At 40.4% G+C, this 16123-nt stretch carries 16 protein-coding genes; all 16 read right to left on the reverse strand.

Annotated features, from left to right (window positions below):
* Nucleotides 1-14 precede the first annotated feature (14 nt).
* The 16 genes from WMO43_RS09610 to flgK (WMO43_RS09685) all read right to left on the reverse strand — a co-directional run bounded on the left by WMO43_RS09610 (nt 15) and on the right by flgK (WMO43_RS09685) (nt 16121).
* Complete coding sequence (locus WMO43_RS09610; RefSeq protein ID WP_177963653.1) at nt 15-710, reverse strand: acylneuraminate cytidylyltransferase family protein; 696 nt, start codon at nt 708-710, stop codon at nt 15-17.
* A gap of 1 nt (nt 711) precedes the next feature.
* Nucleotides 712-1842 (reverse strand): UDP-N-acetylglucosamine 2-epimerase, encoded by a 1131-nt coding sequence (gene neuC / locus WMO43_RS09615; RefSeq protein ID WP_353531008.1) that lies wholly within the window; start codon nt 1840-1842, stop codon nt 712-714.
* Nucleotides 1839-2882, reverse strand: a complete 1044-nt coding sequence (locus tag WMO43_RS09620) for an N-acetylneuraminate synthase family protein (protein WP_353531009.1) — start codon at nt 2880-2882, stop codon at nt 1839-1841. The genes neuC and WMO43_RS09620 overlap by 4 nt, the downstream gene beginning before the upstream one ends.
* Before the next feature lie 19 nt (nt 2883-2901).
* Nucleotides 2902-4764, reverse strand: coding sequence for a motility associated factor glycosyltransferase family protein (locus tag WMO43_RS09625; protein ID WP_353531010.1), 1863 nt, complete (start codon nt 4762-4764; stop codon nt 2902-2904).
* Nucleotides 4757-5089 (reverse strand): hypothetical protein, encoded by a 333-nt coding sequence (locus WMO43_RS09630; protein WP_353531011.1) that lies wholly within the window; start codon nt 5087-5089, stop codon nt 4757-4759. The genes WMO43_RS09625 and WMO43_RS09630 overlap by 8 nt, the downstream gene beginning before the upstream one ends.
* Before the next feature lie 94 nt (nt 5090-5183).
* Complete coding sequence (locus WMO43_RS09635; protein WP_353531082.1) at nt 5184-6371, reverse strand: flagellin N-terminal helical domain-containing protein; 1188 nt, start codon at nt 6369-6371, stop codon at nt 5184-5186.
* A 294-nt stretch (nt 6372-6665) separates the two neighbouring features.
* A complete protein-coding gene (locus WMO43_RS09640; protein ID WP_353531012.1) occupies nt 6666-7085 on the reverse strand; it encodes a hypothetical protein in 420 nt (139 codons plus the stop codon).
* Between the two features lie 24 nt (nt 7086-7109).
* Nucleotides 7110-7589, reverse strand: a complete 480-nt coding sequence (gene flgN / locus WMO43_RS09645; RefSeq protein WP_177962130.1) for a flagellar export chaperone FlgN — start codon at nt 7587-7589, stop codon at nt 7110-7112.
* 11 nt (nt 7590-7600) lie between these two features.
* The gene (gene fliS / locus WMO43_RS09650) at nt 7601-7987 is read right to left on the reverse strand and encodes a flagellar export chaperone FliS (RefSeq protein WP_177962131.1); all 387 of its coding nucleotides are present in this window, start codon (nt 7985-7987) and stop codon (nt 7601-7603) included.
* Nucleotides 7988-8007: 20 nt separating this feature from the next.
* Entirely contained in the window at nt 8008-9816 is a 1809-nt protein-coding gene (gene fliD, locus WMO43_RS09655) for a flagellar filament capping protein FliD (RefSeq protein ID WP_353531013.1), read from the reverse strand.
* Nucleotides 9817-9828: 12 nt separating this feature from the next.
* Nucleotides 9829-10251: a flagellar protein FlaG gene (locus tag WMO43_RS09660; protein WP_353531014.1), complete on the reverse strand. Its 423-nt coding sequence runs from the start codon at nt 10249-10251 to the stop codon at nt 9829-9831.
* Between the two features lie 78 nt (nt 10252-10329).
* The gene (csrA, locus tag WMO43_RS09665) at nt 10330-10545 is read right to left on the reverse strand and encodes a carbon storage regulator CsrA (RefSeq protein ID WP_177962134.1); all 216 of its coding nucleotides are present in this window, start codon (nt 10543-10545) and stop codon (nt 10330-10332) included.
* Nucleotides 10546-10547: 2 nt separating this feature from the next.
* Nucleotides 10548-11000: a flagellar assembly protein FliW gene (fliW, locus tag WMO43_RS09670; RefSeq protein WP_353531015.1), complete on the reverse strand. Its 453-nt coding sequence runs from the start codon at nt 10998-11000 to the stop codon at nt 10548-10550.
* 13 nt (nt 11001-11013) lie between these two features.
* On the reverse strand, nt 11014-12558 hold the full coding sequence (locus tag WMO43_RS09675) for a flagellin N-terminal helical domain-containing protein (RefSeq protein WP_353531016.1): 1545 nt from the start codon (nt 12556-12558) through the stop codon (nt 11014-11016).
* 13 nt (nt 12559-12571) lie between these two features.
* A complete protein-coding gene (gene flgK / locus WMO43_RS09680) occupies nt 12572-14386 on the reverse strand; it encodes a flagellar hook-associated protein FlgK (protein ID WP_353531017.1) in 1815 nt (604 codons plus the stop codon).
* Nucleotides 14387-14399: 13 nt separating this feature from the next.
* Nucleotides 14400-16121 carry a flagellar hook-associated protein FlgK gene (flgK, locus tag WMO43_RS09685; RefSeq protein ID WP_353531018.1) on the reverse strand — a complete coding sequence of 574 codons (1722 nt, stop codon included), beginning with the start codon at nt 16119-16121 and terminating at the stop codon, nt 14400-14402.
* Nucleotides 16122-16123 lie beyond the last annotated feature (2 nt).

The raw sequence follows: 16123 nt of genomic DNA on the forward strand, positions 1-16123 counted from the left end.
TCTTTTCCATTTCCTTATGTATATTTCTTTAACAGCGTTTCCGCCTGCTCTAAATCAGACGGTTCATCAATATCAACACTATATTTTGCATCCATGATATATGGGATCGGGTTATCATTAAAACTGGTGCTTTCACTTAACGTCTCAATCCGGTTTACATAAACACTTCCATCCACCAGATAATATTGTGGCATATCCTGACGGCGAACCGTGCTCTGCATGGAGAGTACATTCTGCAATTCTCCCTTTTCATCTATGGTTCTCATTAAAATCGGATGCTCCGAGACTTCTTTTACGGAAACAACATCCTGCATATCCCTTTGTATACAAAGTTCGATCGCTCCGTCTATATCTTCTGCCCTTCGCAGTGGCTGCGTCGGTTGGAGCAGCACCAGCAGATCATAGGACTTCTGATGGTCTTCTAACCACTTTACGGCATGAAGCACGGCATCTATCGTCTTTGCCGTATCCGATGCCAGTTCTGCCGGACGCAAAAACGGTACCTCTGCCCCATAAGCCTTCGCTGTTTCTGCAATCCGTTCTGAATCCGTTGTAACGACCACATCATCAATATACCGGCTGTTCTTTGCCGCTAACACAGAATATGCGATCAATGGCTTTCCACACAATGGTGTAATATTTTTATCTTTAATGCCTTTACTTCCGCCTCTTGCCGGAATGAGTGCCAACACCCGTTTTCCTTCAATCATGTTATCCCCACCGATCTATGAATACTTTTTGGATTCCATGCTCCCAGATATTTTTATCATGGACAATCTCTAAAAATTGTTTCGTACTGTTGCCTTTTCCAAACAAAGCACCCTGCTTACGAAAATCTTCAATATGCTCTATTGCCTGTAAAATCTCGTCTTTATCCTCTGACACATGCTGGATATTCTGACTGTATTCCGTACTGTAACGTCCCTTCTGGCGTGTTCCGACATCAATTGCCGGAATTCCATAAATGGAGGTCTCCCTGACACCGGCACTGGAATTTCCGATCATAAAATCCGCATTTTTTAATAAGGTTAAAAAATACTCAAATCTGGTCGATGGGTACAAACGATATCTCGTCTCATCTTCCAAAGTCCGGTAAGCATTTAAAATAACCTCTGAACCGAGATCATTATTCGGATAGATCACGATATAATTTCTTCCCGATTCTTTGACTGCATTGACCAGTTCTTCCACATGCTTTCCGATAATCTCATACTCTGTTGTCACCGGATGATACATCAGGATTCCATATTTTTCAAACGGTATCTCATATCTCTCTCTTGCCTCTTCAAACGTCGGCAGATGACTCGAAAGCATAATATCAATATCCGGCGAACCGATCACATAAATCTGATGCTCGGATTCTCCAAGCTGCATCAAACGGCGTTTTGCCTCTTCATTGCATACAAAATGCACATGTGCAAACTTAGAGATTGCATGACGGATCGATTCATCAATCGTTCCTGACAATTCGCCACCCTCAATGTGGGCAACCCGGATATTATTCAAAGCTCCAACCATGGCTCCGGCTAAAGCGTCGATCCGGTCTCCGTGAATGACGATCATATCCGGCCGGATATTCTGCACATATCCTGTCAGCTGGCATACCACATCGCCTAGATCATAGCTCATGTTACCGCTGTTGATCAATCCGTATGCCACATAGACATTTTTATATCCGTCTTTTAAGACTTCCCGATAGGTACTTCCATAAGTATCAAGCAGATGCATTCCTGATACAAACACATAGGCTTCCATATCTTTGGATTCTTCGATTCCCTGTATTAATGATTTAATTTTTCCATAGTCTGCTCTTGTTCCGGTAATAAACAGAATTTTTCTCATAATGATTCTACCATACTTTTCTTAATCTGTGTATCTGAGGCGATATCGCAGGTCGCCTTTTTTCCTAATACATTCGGATAATCCTCTGCCGGAATCTCTCCGGTTCCCGGACGTTTTACCCAGATATTCTCTTTCGTAAAACTCTCTCCTTTTTTGATATCCCGAATTGCTACCACCGTAGCAAATGCAAAATCAATAGTAACCTGTTCTTCTGCCGCTGCACATTTGGTTCCACCTAACATCTGCGGTACCTCGTTTGCTGCCTGCAATAATTTTCCAAGTTCCTGCTCATCCATTGAACATACAATATCCGGACCGGTACGTTCCATATAATCGGTAAAATGTCTCTCGACTAACTTTGCTCCCAATGCCATCGCTGCGATACAGGCATTGTTGTTCAGTGTATGATCCGATAAACCAACCGGCACATCCGGAAATTCTCTCATCAGCTCCTGCATCGCTCCTAAACGAACTAATGCCGGATCTGTAGGATACAGATTTGTCGTATGCATCAGTGCATACTCCACACCATATTTTTCTAATATATTTACTGCCTTTGCAATACTGCGGATATCGTTCATTCCGGTAGATACGATCATCGGTTTTCCATACTCCGCAATATGCTCGATCAACGGATAGTTATTCAGTTCTCCCGAACCGATCTTATACGCTGCCACTCCGAATTTCTCTAATCTTACAGCCGCTGCTCTTGAAAACGGTGTGCTTAAAAATACCATTCCAAGGCTCTGCGTATAGTCCATAAGTTCTTTTTCTTCTTCTTCAGACAAGGCACATCGGTTCATGATCTCATAAATAGAAACATCTGCATTTCCCGGTATGACTTTTTTTGCCGCACCGCTCATTTCATCTTCTACGATATGTGTCTGATGCTTGATGATCCTTGCTCCTGCCCGGTGTGCTGCATCCACCATCTCTTTTGCGATCTCTAAGCTTCCCTCATGGTTGATCCCCATTTCCGGGATCACCAGCGGCCGCTCGGATTCCCCTATTACAATGTTACCAATTTTTACACTCTTCATATATTCACCACAGCCTTACTTATTTTAGTGATAACAAAGTCTCTTCTGAAAGTCCCTTTAACAGGGTAATACACTCTTCTAATACCTCACAGTAAAGCTTTCCTTTTCTTGCAATCTCTTCTGTCTCTTTTGCAATCGTATCTCCTTCAAAATAATACTCTGAACGAATGATATAATCTGCGATTGGAATACAGGTAAGGATCAGCTGATACTCTTCTGACTCTTCAATCTTTGTTGTGATCTTTTTGATCTTCTTTAACTGTTTTAAACATCCTTTTTTCTCAACCGTACCGGACTTTCCGATTTTTCCTAATTTCTGATACGCTTTTTCTAATTCTTTGGCATCCTTTAACATATCCTCAAAATCTTTTGGAACATTTTTCAGATAGTCCACTGCCTTTTTATGCTCTTCCTCTGTAAATTCAGATTCTAATGCTTCGATCCGCTCTGTAAAATTGATCTCCTCCGGTACATTCTTACAAACTTCTTCGATGATATCGTCTAATGCCCGTATCTCGGTACCTTCAATATAAGCTCCTCCTGCCGTTGCATTGACAACACGGATATTTGGATTTGCTTCTTTAATATCATGGATATACTTCTGGAACCAGTTTAAGAATATTCTTAAATCCATTCTGGTCGGGATTTTATCCACATAATTACCCTTGACCATCTCCATGCCTTCGGTATCCATCACTGGCATCTTTTCTTCAAAGGTTCCGTCTGCATGAGATTTATTATCAGTAAATGCCAAATCCTGTCCCACTAAAATAATCGTTTCATATCCTAACTTATGTAACAGTGAAAATCCACTACATGCAACCGATCCACCTGTAGAAACATCCGGAAGCACTTTATCATTGATAAAATAAATGGAATATGGCAGGAAATAACCGTCATAATAAAATATTTTCTTCGCTTTCTGTCTTTCCATGATTTTGTAACCAGCCGTTGGCGGTGCAATAACCGGTATGGTCTCTGCACCATCAATCTTTATTAAATCCGGGCTTTTTTTTGCATCAATGGTAATAAACGCATCCGGCTTAATGCCTGCTTTTATCAATGGCTTTACGGCTGTATCCACCGCTAAGATAAACAGACGGTTCTTTGCCTTTTTTAACATCTGAATATTCTTATTCAGCGAAGGACCTGCTGCTACCAAAATTGCCGCATCTTTATTAGAAACTGCCTTTAACAGCAATTTCGTATGATAACCTTCACATACATATTTCATATTGCGAAGGATATTCTGCGCCATATTCATGGACAGCTTCTTCTGCGTATTAAATTGCACCATCTCTGACTCAACTAACCGCTGTACTTTCTTTACTTTTTCTAAAATGTCTTCTAGAAAAAATCCTCTGTAATTTGGATGAATCTCTTCAATTAAGAAACTCATATTTTCCAAGGTCATAACTCCCCGCATTACCGGTTCAAACTCTTCTTCATTCAATCCTTTGACCACAAATGCGATCGGTCTGTCCTCAATTTCTTTCGAAATATCAATATTTTCTAACATTGCCATAAAAATATGGATCGATGGCTCATAAACGACAACATTGACCTCTTTTGAACTCTTTTCAATGATATCCTTTAAATATGCTGCACTTCCGACACCAAACAGGAATACCGGTGCATATTTATGTATCTCTCCGACTCTCTCGCTCCAGATCTGTATCGGTTCTTTTGCATTTCTCTTGCCACCTAAATAAAGCTGTCGTCCGTCCTGCTCTATTCTGAATATTGTCTCTCCATCCCAGGAAGTCTCTACCATAACATTGGTTGGGTCCTCTGTCTCATGCTCCTCCCGGATCAAATCTGCAAAGGCAGGATACCATTTTTCCATTGCTTCTAAATTTTTTTCTAAAATAGATTTACTCATCCTCTGACTCCTCTGCATCATCATCTATATATAATTCAATTAATTCTCGTAGTCCATAGTCCAATGTGTCTATGATCCAGACCACATCTTCCTGCTCGATTGCTGCCACATAATCTTTTAATACATCTATTACAAAAACCTGTAGGTTCTGATATTCTTCTTCACTGATCCCATAAGAATTTCCCTGTAGGAATCCTGTACAAAACTTTTGTATTGTCGGAATTATTTCCTTTGCCTTTTCTATTACATTTTCATTTTTAAAATAATGATATTCGATACAAATACCATCAATTTTCTCACGCAATTCTGCTGCTAATGCTCTCATCTTCCATCCATCTCTTTCTTAGTAAAAAAGAGGGACGAATTCTCGTCCCTCTGTAATTCGTCGATTCATTACTGAATGACTGCCAACTTCATTCTTACTGTAATAAAGAAAGCACTCCCTGAGTTGACTGGTTGCTCTGTGCCAGCATGGACTGACCAGCCTGCGCAAGAATGTTGTTCTTGCTGTATTCAACCATTTCAGAAGCCATATCTGTATCACGGATACGAGATTCAGCTGCCTGAGTATTCTCAGCTACATTGTCTAAGTTTGCAATTGTGTGCTCTAAACGGTTCTGTAATGCACCAAGAGCAGATCTCTGTGAAGATACTTTGTTAATTGCATCCTGAATTGCTGTGATGGAGTTGTTTGCCATCTCATAAGTATCAACTCTTGCGTTTCCGTTCTGTGTATAGCTGGATAATGCTTTTGCTGTAACAGCACTTGTCTGAAGGTATGTGTTGATGTTTTTCTTAACATCTGCAGACATTGCCTGTTTTGCAGCTGAGACATCACCTGCTACTGCTTTGGATACAGTTGAGTATGTCTTATCATTAACTAATGATTTGTAGAATACTTTACCATTCTCGAACTGTGCTGCATAGTTATCCGATGTATACTTACCACTAAGTTGTTTCTTGAAAACAGAGATTGCGTGAACAGTGTTCTTATCTAATGAACTTTTTGGTCTATATGTGTAGCTCATTCCCTGGTATTTGATTGCAACAGGGTTTACACCTTCCTGTGCAGTTTTTTCAATAGTACCGGAAACATCTTTTAATCCTAATGTCTTAGCATTCATGCTACCGATGCTGATTTCGATGTTCTGATCAGCGTTAGCACCAACCTGAAGTTTTTTGTTCTTGAAAGAACCATCCAGTAAGTTCTGCTTATTGAACTGAGTTGTAGAAGAAATTCTGTCTAACTCTGTTGTTAAAGCATCTAACTCTTCGTTGATTGCTTCACGGTCGATGTTCTCGTTTGTATCATTAGCACCCTGTACTGCTAACTCATTCATTCTCTGTAAGATAGAGTGAGCTTCATTCAGAGCACCCTCAGCTGTCTGAATTAAGGAAACGCCGTCCTGAGCGTTTGCAGATGCACGGTTCAATCCACGAACCTGGCTTCTCATTTTTTCAGAAATCTTTAATCCTGCTGCGTCATCGCCTGCACGGTTGATTCTGTAACCGGATGATAATTTTTCTGCTGATTTTGCCTGTGCACTTGTTGTTACTCCTAACTGACGGTTAGAGTTCATTGCTGTAAGATTGTGTTGTACTACCATTGCCATAATGTTTTCCTCCTTGAATTTGAATTTAATCAGGCTTCCTTGCCTGTGTCAATGCTTGCAGTCTGTTCCATCCTCTGTGAGCAGTCCTCCCGTCGCGCGCTCGTTCTTACCATTCAACATTGGTCTTCACATTCTGCTAAGTAATGTTCTTACTCTATAGTAAAAGAATCTCTGATTCTCTTTACTCGTATGTGTTTGTTTTTTCCTTTGTACCTTATATATCGGTTAGGTTTGGATTTACTTTATAGTCTTTTTGAAATTTTTTTATATTTTTTTACTTTTATCAGATTAACGTGCAGACATTCTCTGAAGTTCCCTGCTATGCTCCTGCAAAATGCCTTTTACCAGTTCCATATCACCTTTCAGGTTCTCTATGTCTTCTGCACCGTCTTTATACCTTTCATAAGTATCCAGATAACAGCTTTCAATTGTCTGTAATCTTGGGACAACGTCTACATCCAGACGCATGTTAGTATGTTGTACTGCTGTTTTCAACTCCTGAATATCCTGTCGGATCGGTCCAAGCTCTTCTTTGAATTTTGCATCAAGCTTCTCGTCCAGCTTTTTATCCAGTTTCTCGTCTAACTTCTCATCAAGCATTCTGTCTAATTTTTCTTCCAGCTTCACCTCTAACTGTTGATCGAGCTTTTCTTCTAACTTCCTGTCGAGCAGCTTTTCAATCTCAACTAATAATTCCGCGTTGTTCATAATCGCATTTCCCCTTTGATTTTCCTACTTTTTCTTGTCCAGAAACTGCGGAGGGATTGCGTCCATCTGCTGCATATTCTTATAATACTGTGTGGCAGCTTTGTTGCCGGCTTTGACCTGACGTATCTTTTTCCGTGCCTTTGAGAACTGCATTCCTGCAAGCTCTTTGTTGCGCTGCTCCTGAACCTGGATCTTCATGCTGCGTTCTGTGATCATAGAGATCAGATCTTTCATCTTCTGAATCTCTTCCGTATATGCAGCTCTGTTTCCATCCAGTTCTTCTTTGACTCTTGTATAGATTTCTTCGAAGCCATCATCTAAAAATACGATTTTATCAATATACTGGCTTTTTTCATCTATATTCTTTTCAAAGGCATCCATATCAGCTTCTTCCGCGGATAAGATCTCATACTGCTCTTGATTTTTTTCTATAATGCTGTCTAAAGCCTCCACTTTTTGGTGAAGGCTTTGTATCAGCACTTGAATATAACTATTCTCCTGCATAAAATATTCTCCTAGTTGGCTCTTGCAAGCTTATTCAGCCGCATAACTTCTTTCCATGTATCACGCATAGTACGAAGATGTGTCAGGATTTCTTCCAGAATCTCTTTGTCTTTTTTCATATTTGCTTCTGCAAGGCGTTCCTGTAGGTATTTATAGACATTATCAAAATCTTCTGCAATTGCATATTTATGATCCAGTGTTGCCTGAAATTCTTCGATGATGCGCTCCACCTTCATAATGTTGGTGTGTGCTTTCTCAACATTTTTCTCTTCAACACCCATGATCGCAATGTTGCAAAACTTGATAGCCCCTTCATAGAGCATCAATGTCAGCTCCGCCGGCGATGCAGTCATGATCTTACTGTTGTTGTATGCCTGGTATGCATTATTTGGTGCCATAGCGCAACCTCCTTGTCGTATTATGAACCGAGCAATCCAGATAACTGTGTCTGCTGTGAATTCAGCTTGGACAACGCTGTTTCCATTGAACTGAACTTTTTGTAATAATAATCCTCCATATCACTCAGCTTTGTCTCCCAGTTCTTAATCTGCTCTGTATAATCATCATACTCGCTCTTGAGCTGTTTGTCATTATACACTTTGTAAGCACTGCTTAAGGTGGTAGTCTTCATTCTGCTGTCTAATTCGGAATATACTCCCTTTGCAAGCTCATTGAAGAAGGTTGCAACGGTATCCGGATCAGAAGCGATTGCTGCTTTCAAACGATCCGTATTGGATTTTGCGGATTCATCTTTGGAATTACCATCAATGTGGTATGCGTTTTTTTCATTATCTGCGGATACGAAATATCCCAGTGTATTGATTCCGAAAGATGACAGACTGTAACTCTTTCCATTTATGGTATAAGATTTTGCCATTGCCACTTTCATGGAACTTGCAATACTATTTAAGGTAGAATCTCTTCTGAGCAGGGAATCCTTTATCTTCTGTTCCCATTTTTCTACTTCCTTATCACTCATGGCCTCTTTTTCGTCATCTGTTAATGGCTCATAGCCTTTTGATGAATCAGCATTGTATGCAGAATCCATGGCGTTGATCACTTCATTATATTGTGAGATAAAATCTACAATTTTGTCATAGACAGCATCTACATCTGTCTCTGTTACCAGACTTAACGTTGAATCGCTGACTTCTTTCGCTGTAATGGTTAGTCCGTTGATGGTAAATGTATTGCTGCTTCCTTCAAAAATTGCTCCGTTTAATTCAATCTCTGCATTGGATGCATCCTGCTTTACTGCGTACTCTTTTTTCAGACTTTCATATTTATCTGTGCCTTTTAAATCTTCAATATACTGATCTGTTACAGCTTCACGGAAGTTGTTCAAACGTGCTTCCACATATGCTTTATTGGTATAATCTCTTCCCGTTGTAATACCGTTATCTGTATCATATGCCTTTACGATAGCTGCATCTAAATATTCCTTCTGTGCAGTCTCGTCGAGTGCATCAAATTCATCCTCGGTAATTCCTGCTATCTGTACGGCAGAAGCTTTGATCGTTGCATTTTCACGCAATGCCTGAATATCATCATCTGCTGCTTTTTTTGCGGTCTTCTCTACCATGTAGTCAGCACTCAGCATTCCAAGTTTACGAAGTGCTACTTCCTGGTCTTCTCCCTTGACATTGAATTTGAAATCAAACTCCTCACCGCTTTCCTGGGAGTTGATAAAGAATCTCTGCTGCGTCTCATCAAAGGATGCTGTTACACCCTGATCACTCAGTGCTTTTGTAAGATCCTTGATGGTCATATCACCATTTACACTAATGGTAGATTTTTTATCACCCACCTGAAATTCTAACTCGGTATCGGCGATTCCAAGCTCTGATAACTTAGAAGATGATTTCAGTTTATCGTTGCTCTTTATTTTAGAACCTGTTAAATATGCTGCTTTTGCAAGTTTGTTAATTTTCAGACTCTGTGTTCCGTTTACTACGGATGCTCCGGCTGTTACTGTTGCCTTGGAAGAATCTGACAATGTTGTCTTTTTCATGCCGTTAAAACTTGTCATGAATTTGAACTCTGTCAATGATTTACTGTAAAAACCGTAAATTTTTGTATTCATTTCCTTCCATGCATCCTGTGTCCACGAAAGCTTTGTCTGCTTCTTTTCAATATTTTCTTTCTTGGTGGAATATGCTGATACCAGTTCCTGTACGATAGAGTCTGTGTCCAGTCCTGATATTAAACCACTGATCCGAATTGCCATATCGTCTTCCCCCTATCTTTTTTCGTCGACCAAAATTCCTGCTAATTCCCATGCCTTTGCAATCATATCCAAGGTTTCCTCCGGCGGGAACTCGCGGATCACTTCTTTGGTCTTCTTGTCTACGATTTTGATTGTAATACGATTTGTCTTCTCATGAATTCCGAATACTGCTTCTGAGTCAGACATTTTCTGATTAATCTGTTCTACTGCTTTTTTCAGATTCTCTGATTCTGCTTTTCCCTGAGACTCCTGACCACTTCCCTGCTGTTCATTTGTCTCTTTGGCATTCACTTTTACTGCATCCGCTGCCATTGCTGCCGCTCCTGTCTGGATGTCAATAATCTGTGTTTTAGGCTGCGATACTTCTTTCGCTATTTCCGGTGTAGAGGATGCCTGATAGACTGCTCCTACACTCTTTAATGCTTCGATTGCCATGTATGTCACCTCCATGTGAACCTATACTCATTGTTATCTAATGTTTATATCGGAACTTCTTTTAAATAAATTAGGGCTTTAGAATAAATTTTTCAGTGCTTCTGCGTTATTTGTCTCTAATGCCGCCTTGTTCTCTTCCTGTATCTGCAAGTATACTTCTTTTCGATAGATGGATACATCTCTTGGAGCAGAGATTCCTAATTTTATCTGATCGCCACGGATTTCCAATATCGTTACTTCAATATTATTATTGATTACTAAAGATTCACCTTTTTTTCTTGTAAGTGCCAGCATCTCTACTCACCTGCCTTTTCCATTCCTGATTTGATCATTTCATAAATCGGATATTTCACCTCAGCGCCCTCTACGATGATCTGTGCTGCTTTGCGTTCTGCAACGTTGATCACGATCGGCGCTTTTAAATTCACGGTGATCTTTTTAATATCCTCCGGCACGGTAACTGTCACTAACACAAAGGTGTTCTCCGGTGTCATTTCTCCCAGTGGTTTGAGCAGTTCATCTTCTACCATCGGGTTATAATCTTCTTTGATCGCAAGCGGATTCATGACCGGCAGTGCAACCACCGGTTCATCCAGTGACTGCATCCAGGAAATTCCTCCCTTTTTTTCTTCATTAAATATTAATGTAAATCTCTTTAAGTCCGGGAAACCGATGATCCCATTTTCAAATGTGATGATCTTTTCATCATCTATATCAATTTCTCCGAATACTCTGGTTTTTAACTTCATCTGTTACCTCCGTTTAAATGTAATCCAGCAAAGTCTGCTTGATCGCTTTTGATGCTGCCTGCATGGATGCCTGGTATGCATTGTAAGCTGCCGTATAGTCTATGATAATATCGGAAAGCTCTTTGTCTTCGTTTGTGGATTTCAGTTTTTTAAATGTCATCTGCTGTTCGGACATTCTGGATTTTGTCAATGCCAGACGGCTTCCTTTGCTTCCGACATCTGTTTTTGCGAGTACAACATCGGAAAGATAACTCTGAAAACTTGAAATTCCTTCTGAATAAAGATTTTTCATATTATCATCTGCATAAGATGCTTCTTTTTCTGCTGCATCTAACCACTGTTGAAGCAATGCCTGATCTTCTTCACCGGCATATTTTTCTTCTTTCATCAGATTTTCGATATCTGACACTTTTTTGTGTGCCGTGATCGCCATCTGCACCGCATCGGTCAGTTCATCAATGTCTCTTCCGATACTGGAATCAAAAACATCGGATGCCTGTGTATTGACTGCTAAAGTCTGGCCAAATGCGATCGTATAGTTGATCTCCTGATCTTCTTTTGTATAGGTAATGTGATTTGCCGGATTGGCATTTGTCGTATCGATACAGTCAAAATAGTGTTCCGGACGAACCTCACCTTTCTTAAATCCGGTCTTGTCATAACTGACTACCATATCCGGTTTCTCGGAGTTCATGTAAGCTGCTACATTTTTTCCTAAGATCAGTTCTCCGGTTTCTTTTACAAAAATCACTTCGTTATCGCCAACATTCAGATTCTGTGCATTCTGCCAGTCCGTATAATTATGGACATTATAGGATACCGTTGCTGTCTGGGTGTTTCCATCCGCATCCAGATAGGTAATCTCCATTCCCTCTATATCCTGCAGATTGCCATTTGCATCTTTGTACTGCAACTGTGTAATATTATCGATGTTGTCATATGCCAGACGAACTCTGCTGTAAGTATGGTCTTCTACATTTCCTGCCGGAAGATTGCCTGCTGTCAGGTCATCTGTGGTCGGAACGGAAGACAATCCGGAATAATATGTCTTCTGGGTAATATCTTCAAATTCCAGCTTCTGGGTAATATTATAACTGGTGTCTGATGTATCCTCGCCAAATGTAAGGGATTTATTTGTCTTATATCCGGTAAAAACGGTTCTTCCCGCATAATCGGCATTTCCCTCGGCATATACCTGCTCACGAAGTTTCTGCAGATTGGTTAAAATCGTATTTCTGTCCGATTCTTTCAAATGATCTGTCGCACCATTGACACACTGTCTGTATACATCGGTCAGGATGCTTTCCATATTTTTTAATGCTGTCTCTGTTACCTCAAGCCATGATTCTGCATCCGGTATATTTTTCTCATAATACTGGTTTATCTCGCTCAAACTGCTGCGGAGACGCAATGCACGGATCGCAATAACCGGGTCATCCGATGGACGGTCAATCTTTTTCTGTGTTGACATCTGTGTATTCAAGGTATCCACATAACCTTTATTCGTACTCATGTTATTGGATGTATTATTTCTTATCATACTGTTTGTAATACGCATTCTGTCTGCCCCCTTATACTGCTGTATTTAATATTAACTGATCGTACATTTCTGCCATGGTAGAGATCATTTTTGATGCTAAATTGTATGCATTCTGGAATTTTACCAGATCAAGCGCTTCATCATCTTCATCTACACCTGAAATGGATAATCTCTGGTTCGTGATCGTGTGTGAGATATTTTTGTGGTTCTCATAAAACAGTTTTGCTTCATTGGTATCTACACTGATATCTGATAACATACACTGCAAAAATCCGTTTGCACCACTTCCACGATATAATTTTTCCTGTTCCTTTAATGGCTTTAACAGTTCTAATATTTCTGCCTTATCCGGTCCATTGACAATATCTGCTGTGGTACTGAAGATGTTTGGATCTTTCACACTTGCTTTTGCCACTTCAAAACTTCCCGCCGTCAGCTTATAATAACTGGACATTGCAGATGTGATCTGTGTATAGGTATCGGATTTATTTAAATCTTCCTGCTCTCCTGTAACCAGATCTCTTGCCACAAAGAATGCTTTCATAGGATCTCCGTTTAAGTCCTCTCCCTGCATCTCTATATCGTTAAACTTCATACAGAATGCTCTTAAAAACTCATTCATCTGTGCCTGATAATACGGAACTCCCATTGCATCAATGCTGGTTCCGATCTGTGCCTGATGTCCTGCAAGCAGATCCGCTCCGTCTCCCGCCGGCTCCTTCAATGCAAAGGTATAGGTTGCATTGCCTGCCGCATCATAGTCTACGGTAAAGCTGCTGTATTCAAATTTCTTATTATCGATCGTGATGACTCCTTCTTCTGCCATGGTCATTTTTTCCATGCTGTTCTGTGTCGTGTTCGTAATCACCAGCTTCGTTCCATAGAGGTAGTCCACGGTTCCCTTAAAGTTCTCCTCGTTATTTCCGTCACGCGTATCTAACAGTGCTTTCAAGGTTCCTGACATGTACTTTGATGTTGCGTTAAAGGTATTGCCGGTATCTGACCAGACAATATCATAAAGCCCATCCACATCTGACTGATTTACTTTTGTATCTCTTGTCTTACATTCCAGTGTACGGTATTCTCTGGTGTCTACTAAAAGCTGTCCGTTGATCTTTACTCTGAATTCGGTACAACCTGTATAATACTCGTCATTGGTGTTCATTACTTCTGTTTCCTGTGTTTCCGTAGGAACGATATTGGACAACTCATCGATCAACAGTGCACGTTCATCGCGCAGCTCATTTGCATGACCACCCTGCATCTCGATCACATTGATCTGATTGTTCAGGAGTGCGATTTTTTGTGCAATTGCATTGATATTATCTACCGTACTCTTCACCTCTAAGTTTGCATCGGTCTGAATCTGATTCAATCCGATGGATACACTGTTGAAGTAGGTTGCAAAATCCTGGCAACTGCTGATAAAGGTTTTTCTTCTGTCTAAATCTCCCGGTGCACCTGCAAGAGACTCTAAATTATTAAACATACTGTTTAAAATCGTTGTAAAACCTTTCGAGCTGTCATCATCTTTAAAATATTCCTCTATCTGGTTCATGTAATATAACTTTTTCTCATACAGACCAAGGCTGGAATTATTTTCCCAATATTTCACATCGTAATAAGCATCTCTGATCTGTGTTATGGAAGTTGTGGTAACACCACTTCCTGTTGTTCCATATCGTGCATATACACGGAGAGATTCTGCCTGTTTACGATTTGCTACCTGACGGGTATATCCTTCCGTCTGCACATTTGCGATATTATTTGCGGTTGTATTCACTGCAGTCTGAAAGGAATTTAATCCCGAACCCGCAATGGTCAATCCATAAAATGTAGATGGCATTTCTTATCCCTCCTTAACCATTTCCTAATCTGGTAACGATATGTTCTATCATGTCACTGATCACTGTCATAAAACGACTGGATGCATTGTATGCATTCTGGAATTTTATCATGTTCTGAAGCTCCTCATCAGAAGACACTCCGATGACCTGCTGACGGTTATTTTCTATTGTCAGAACACTTCCTGCAAGGTCTTCTGCTTTTTTCTGGTAAACATTTCCTACCGTTGCAAGACCTCCTATCATTTTCTGATAGTATTCTTCTATGTTACATTCATCCGGATCTGTCGGATCAAGTCCGACTAAGTCCTTATTCCAAAGTGCCTCTAACCTTTCTCCAAGCTGCTGGTCTACTTCTCCGTTCTGTTTCAAATGAGGGAATAACGTTTCGATTTTTTTCAGCTCTTCATTTACTCCGCAGCTCGTTAAACTATACATATAGGAAGTATCACTGGTATCTTCCTCATTATATACATAATAGGTTTTACCATCACTTCCGGTCACTTCTGTATAGCGCTCGATCCCTGCTCTGACAAACAGTTCACGCGGTGGAAGTTCTCCATCACTTCCCCTTGCACAGTTCTCTGTATCAAGTACTTTTGCATCACTGAGGTTTACGGTATTGCCGTTGGCATCCTGATAGGTAACGCCGACCGGACCTGTCACATTCGGGCAAAGCTGATCGTTGATCGCCGTGATCATGTTGTGAACCATCTGGTCTAACTTTGCCTGCATATCAATAATAACGGAAAGGTTCGTTGTATCCAGATACTCCTGCTCGCCTTTTCCTTCAATATCTGAATAATCTGCCCAATGGTCACCTCTTGACATGATCAGTGCCTTTAATTCTCCAACATCACTGTTTAATGCTGTACTGATATCCACATTGAAGTCAAACACGTTCACATAGATATCCCTGTCGGTATCTGAAAGTTGTGGCCAATATGGTGTGATAAAGCCTGTCAGTTTATCTGTCTTTTTACCGATTTCATATGTGTGAAGTTCATCGACAAAGTATTCATCCTCTAACTTTACCGTTACAACGCCCTTGTAATCTTCTTTATATGAAATCTTCGCAAGCGCTCCTAACTGATCAAGCGCTAAATCTCTTTCATCACGCAGATCCATTGCCGTTTCTATACCGCCGGCTTCTATCTTACTGATCTGTTGGTTCAATTCATGTATCTTGTGACCAAGTTTATTTATTTTGTCTATATCCTGGGATACCTTTGTATTGATATTGGACTGATAGGATTTCAAACCTTCATATACACTTTGGGAGCGCGACAGGAATAAACCTGCTTTCTGAACAACCAGATTCTGTCTTACGGAATCTGACGGATCTTTTGCAAGTTCCTGAAATGCTTTTTTGAAATCTTCCAATGCCGACTGGAAGGTCTTTCCTTCCATTTCCTGAAAATAGGTCTGTATCTCGTCTACTGCGGTAAAACAGGATTCATAAAATGCCTGTCTTCCGGACTCTGCACGATATGCCTTATCTAAAAAATAATCTCTGGCATGAACCACGTCGCCAATGTCAAGGCCAAGACCTGCCTGCTGCTTACTGACTGCAGCCGTACCAAATGTATTATATTCTTTGTCTGAAAATAAAACTTGCTGACGTACATACCCTTCCGTATCTACGTTAGCAAGATTATTCGCAGTTGTATTCAACGCATTCTGGCTGTTACGCAGTCCAGATGATGCTATGTATAGCGTACCCATTCCGTTTGCCATTA

The sequence above is a fragment of the Maccoyibacter intestinihominis genome, assembly GCF_040096355.1.
Lineage (GTDB): Bacteria > Bacillota > Clostridia > Lachnospirales > Lachnospiraceae > Maccoyibacter > Maccoyibacter intestinihominis.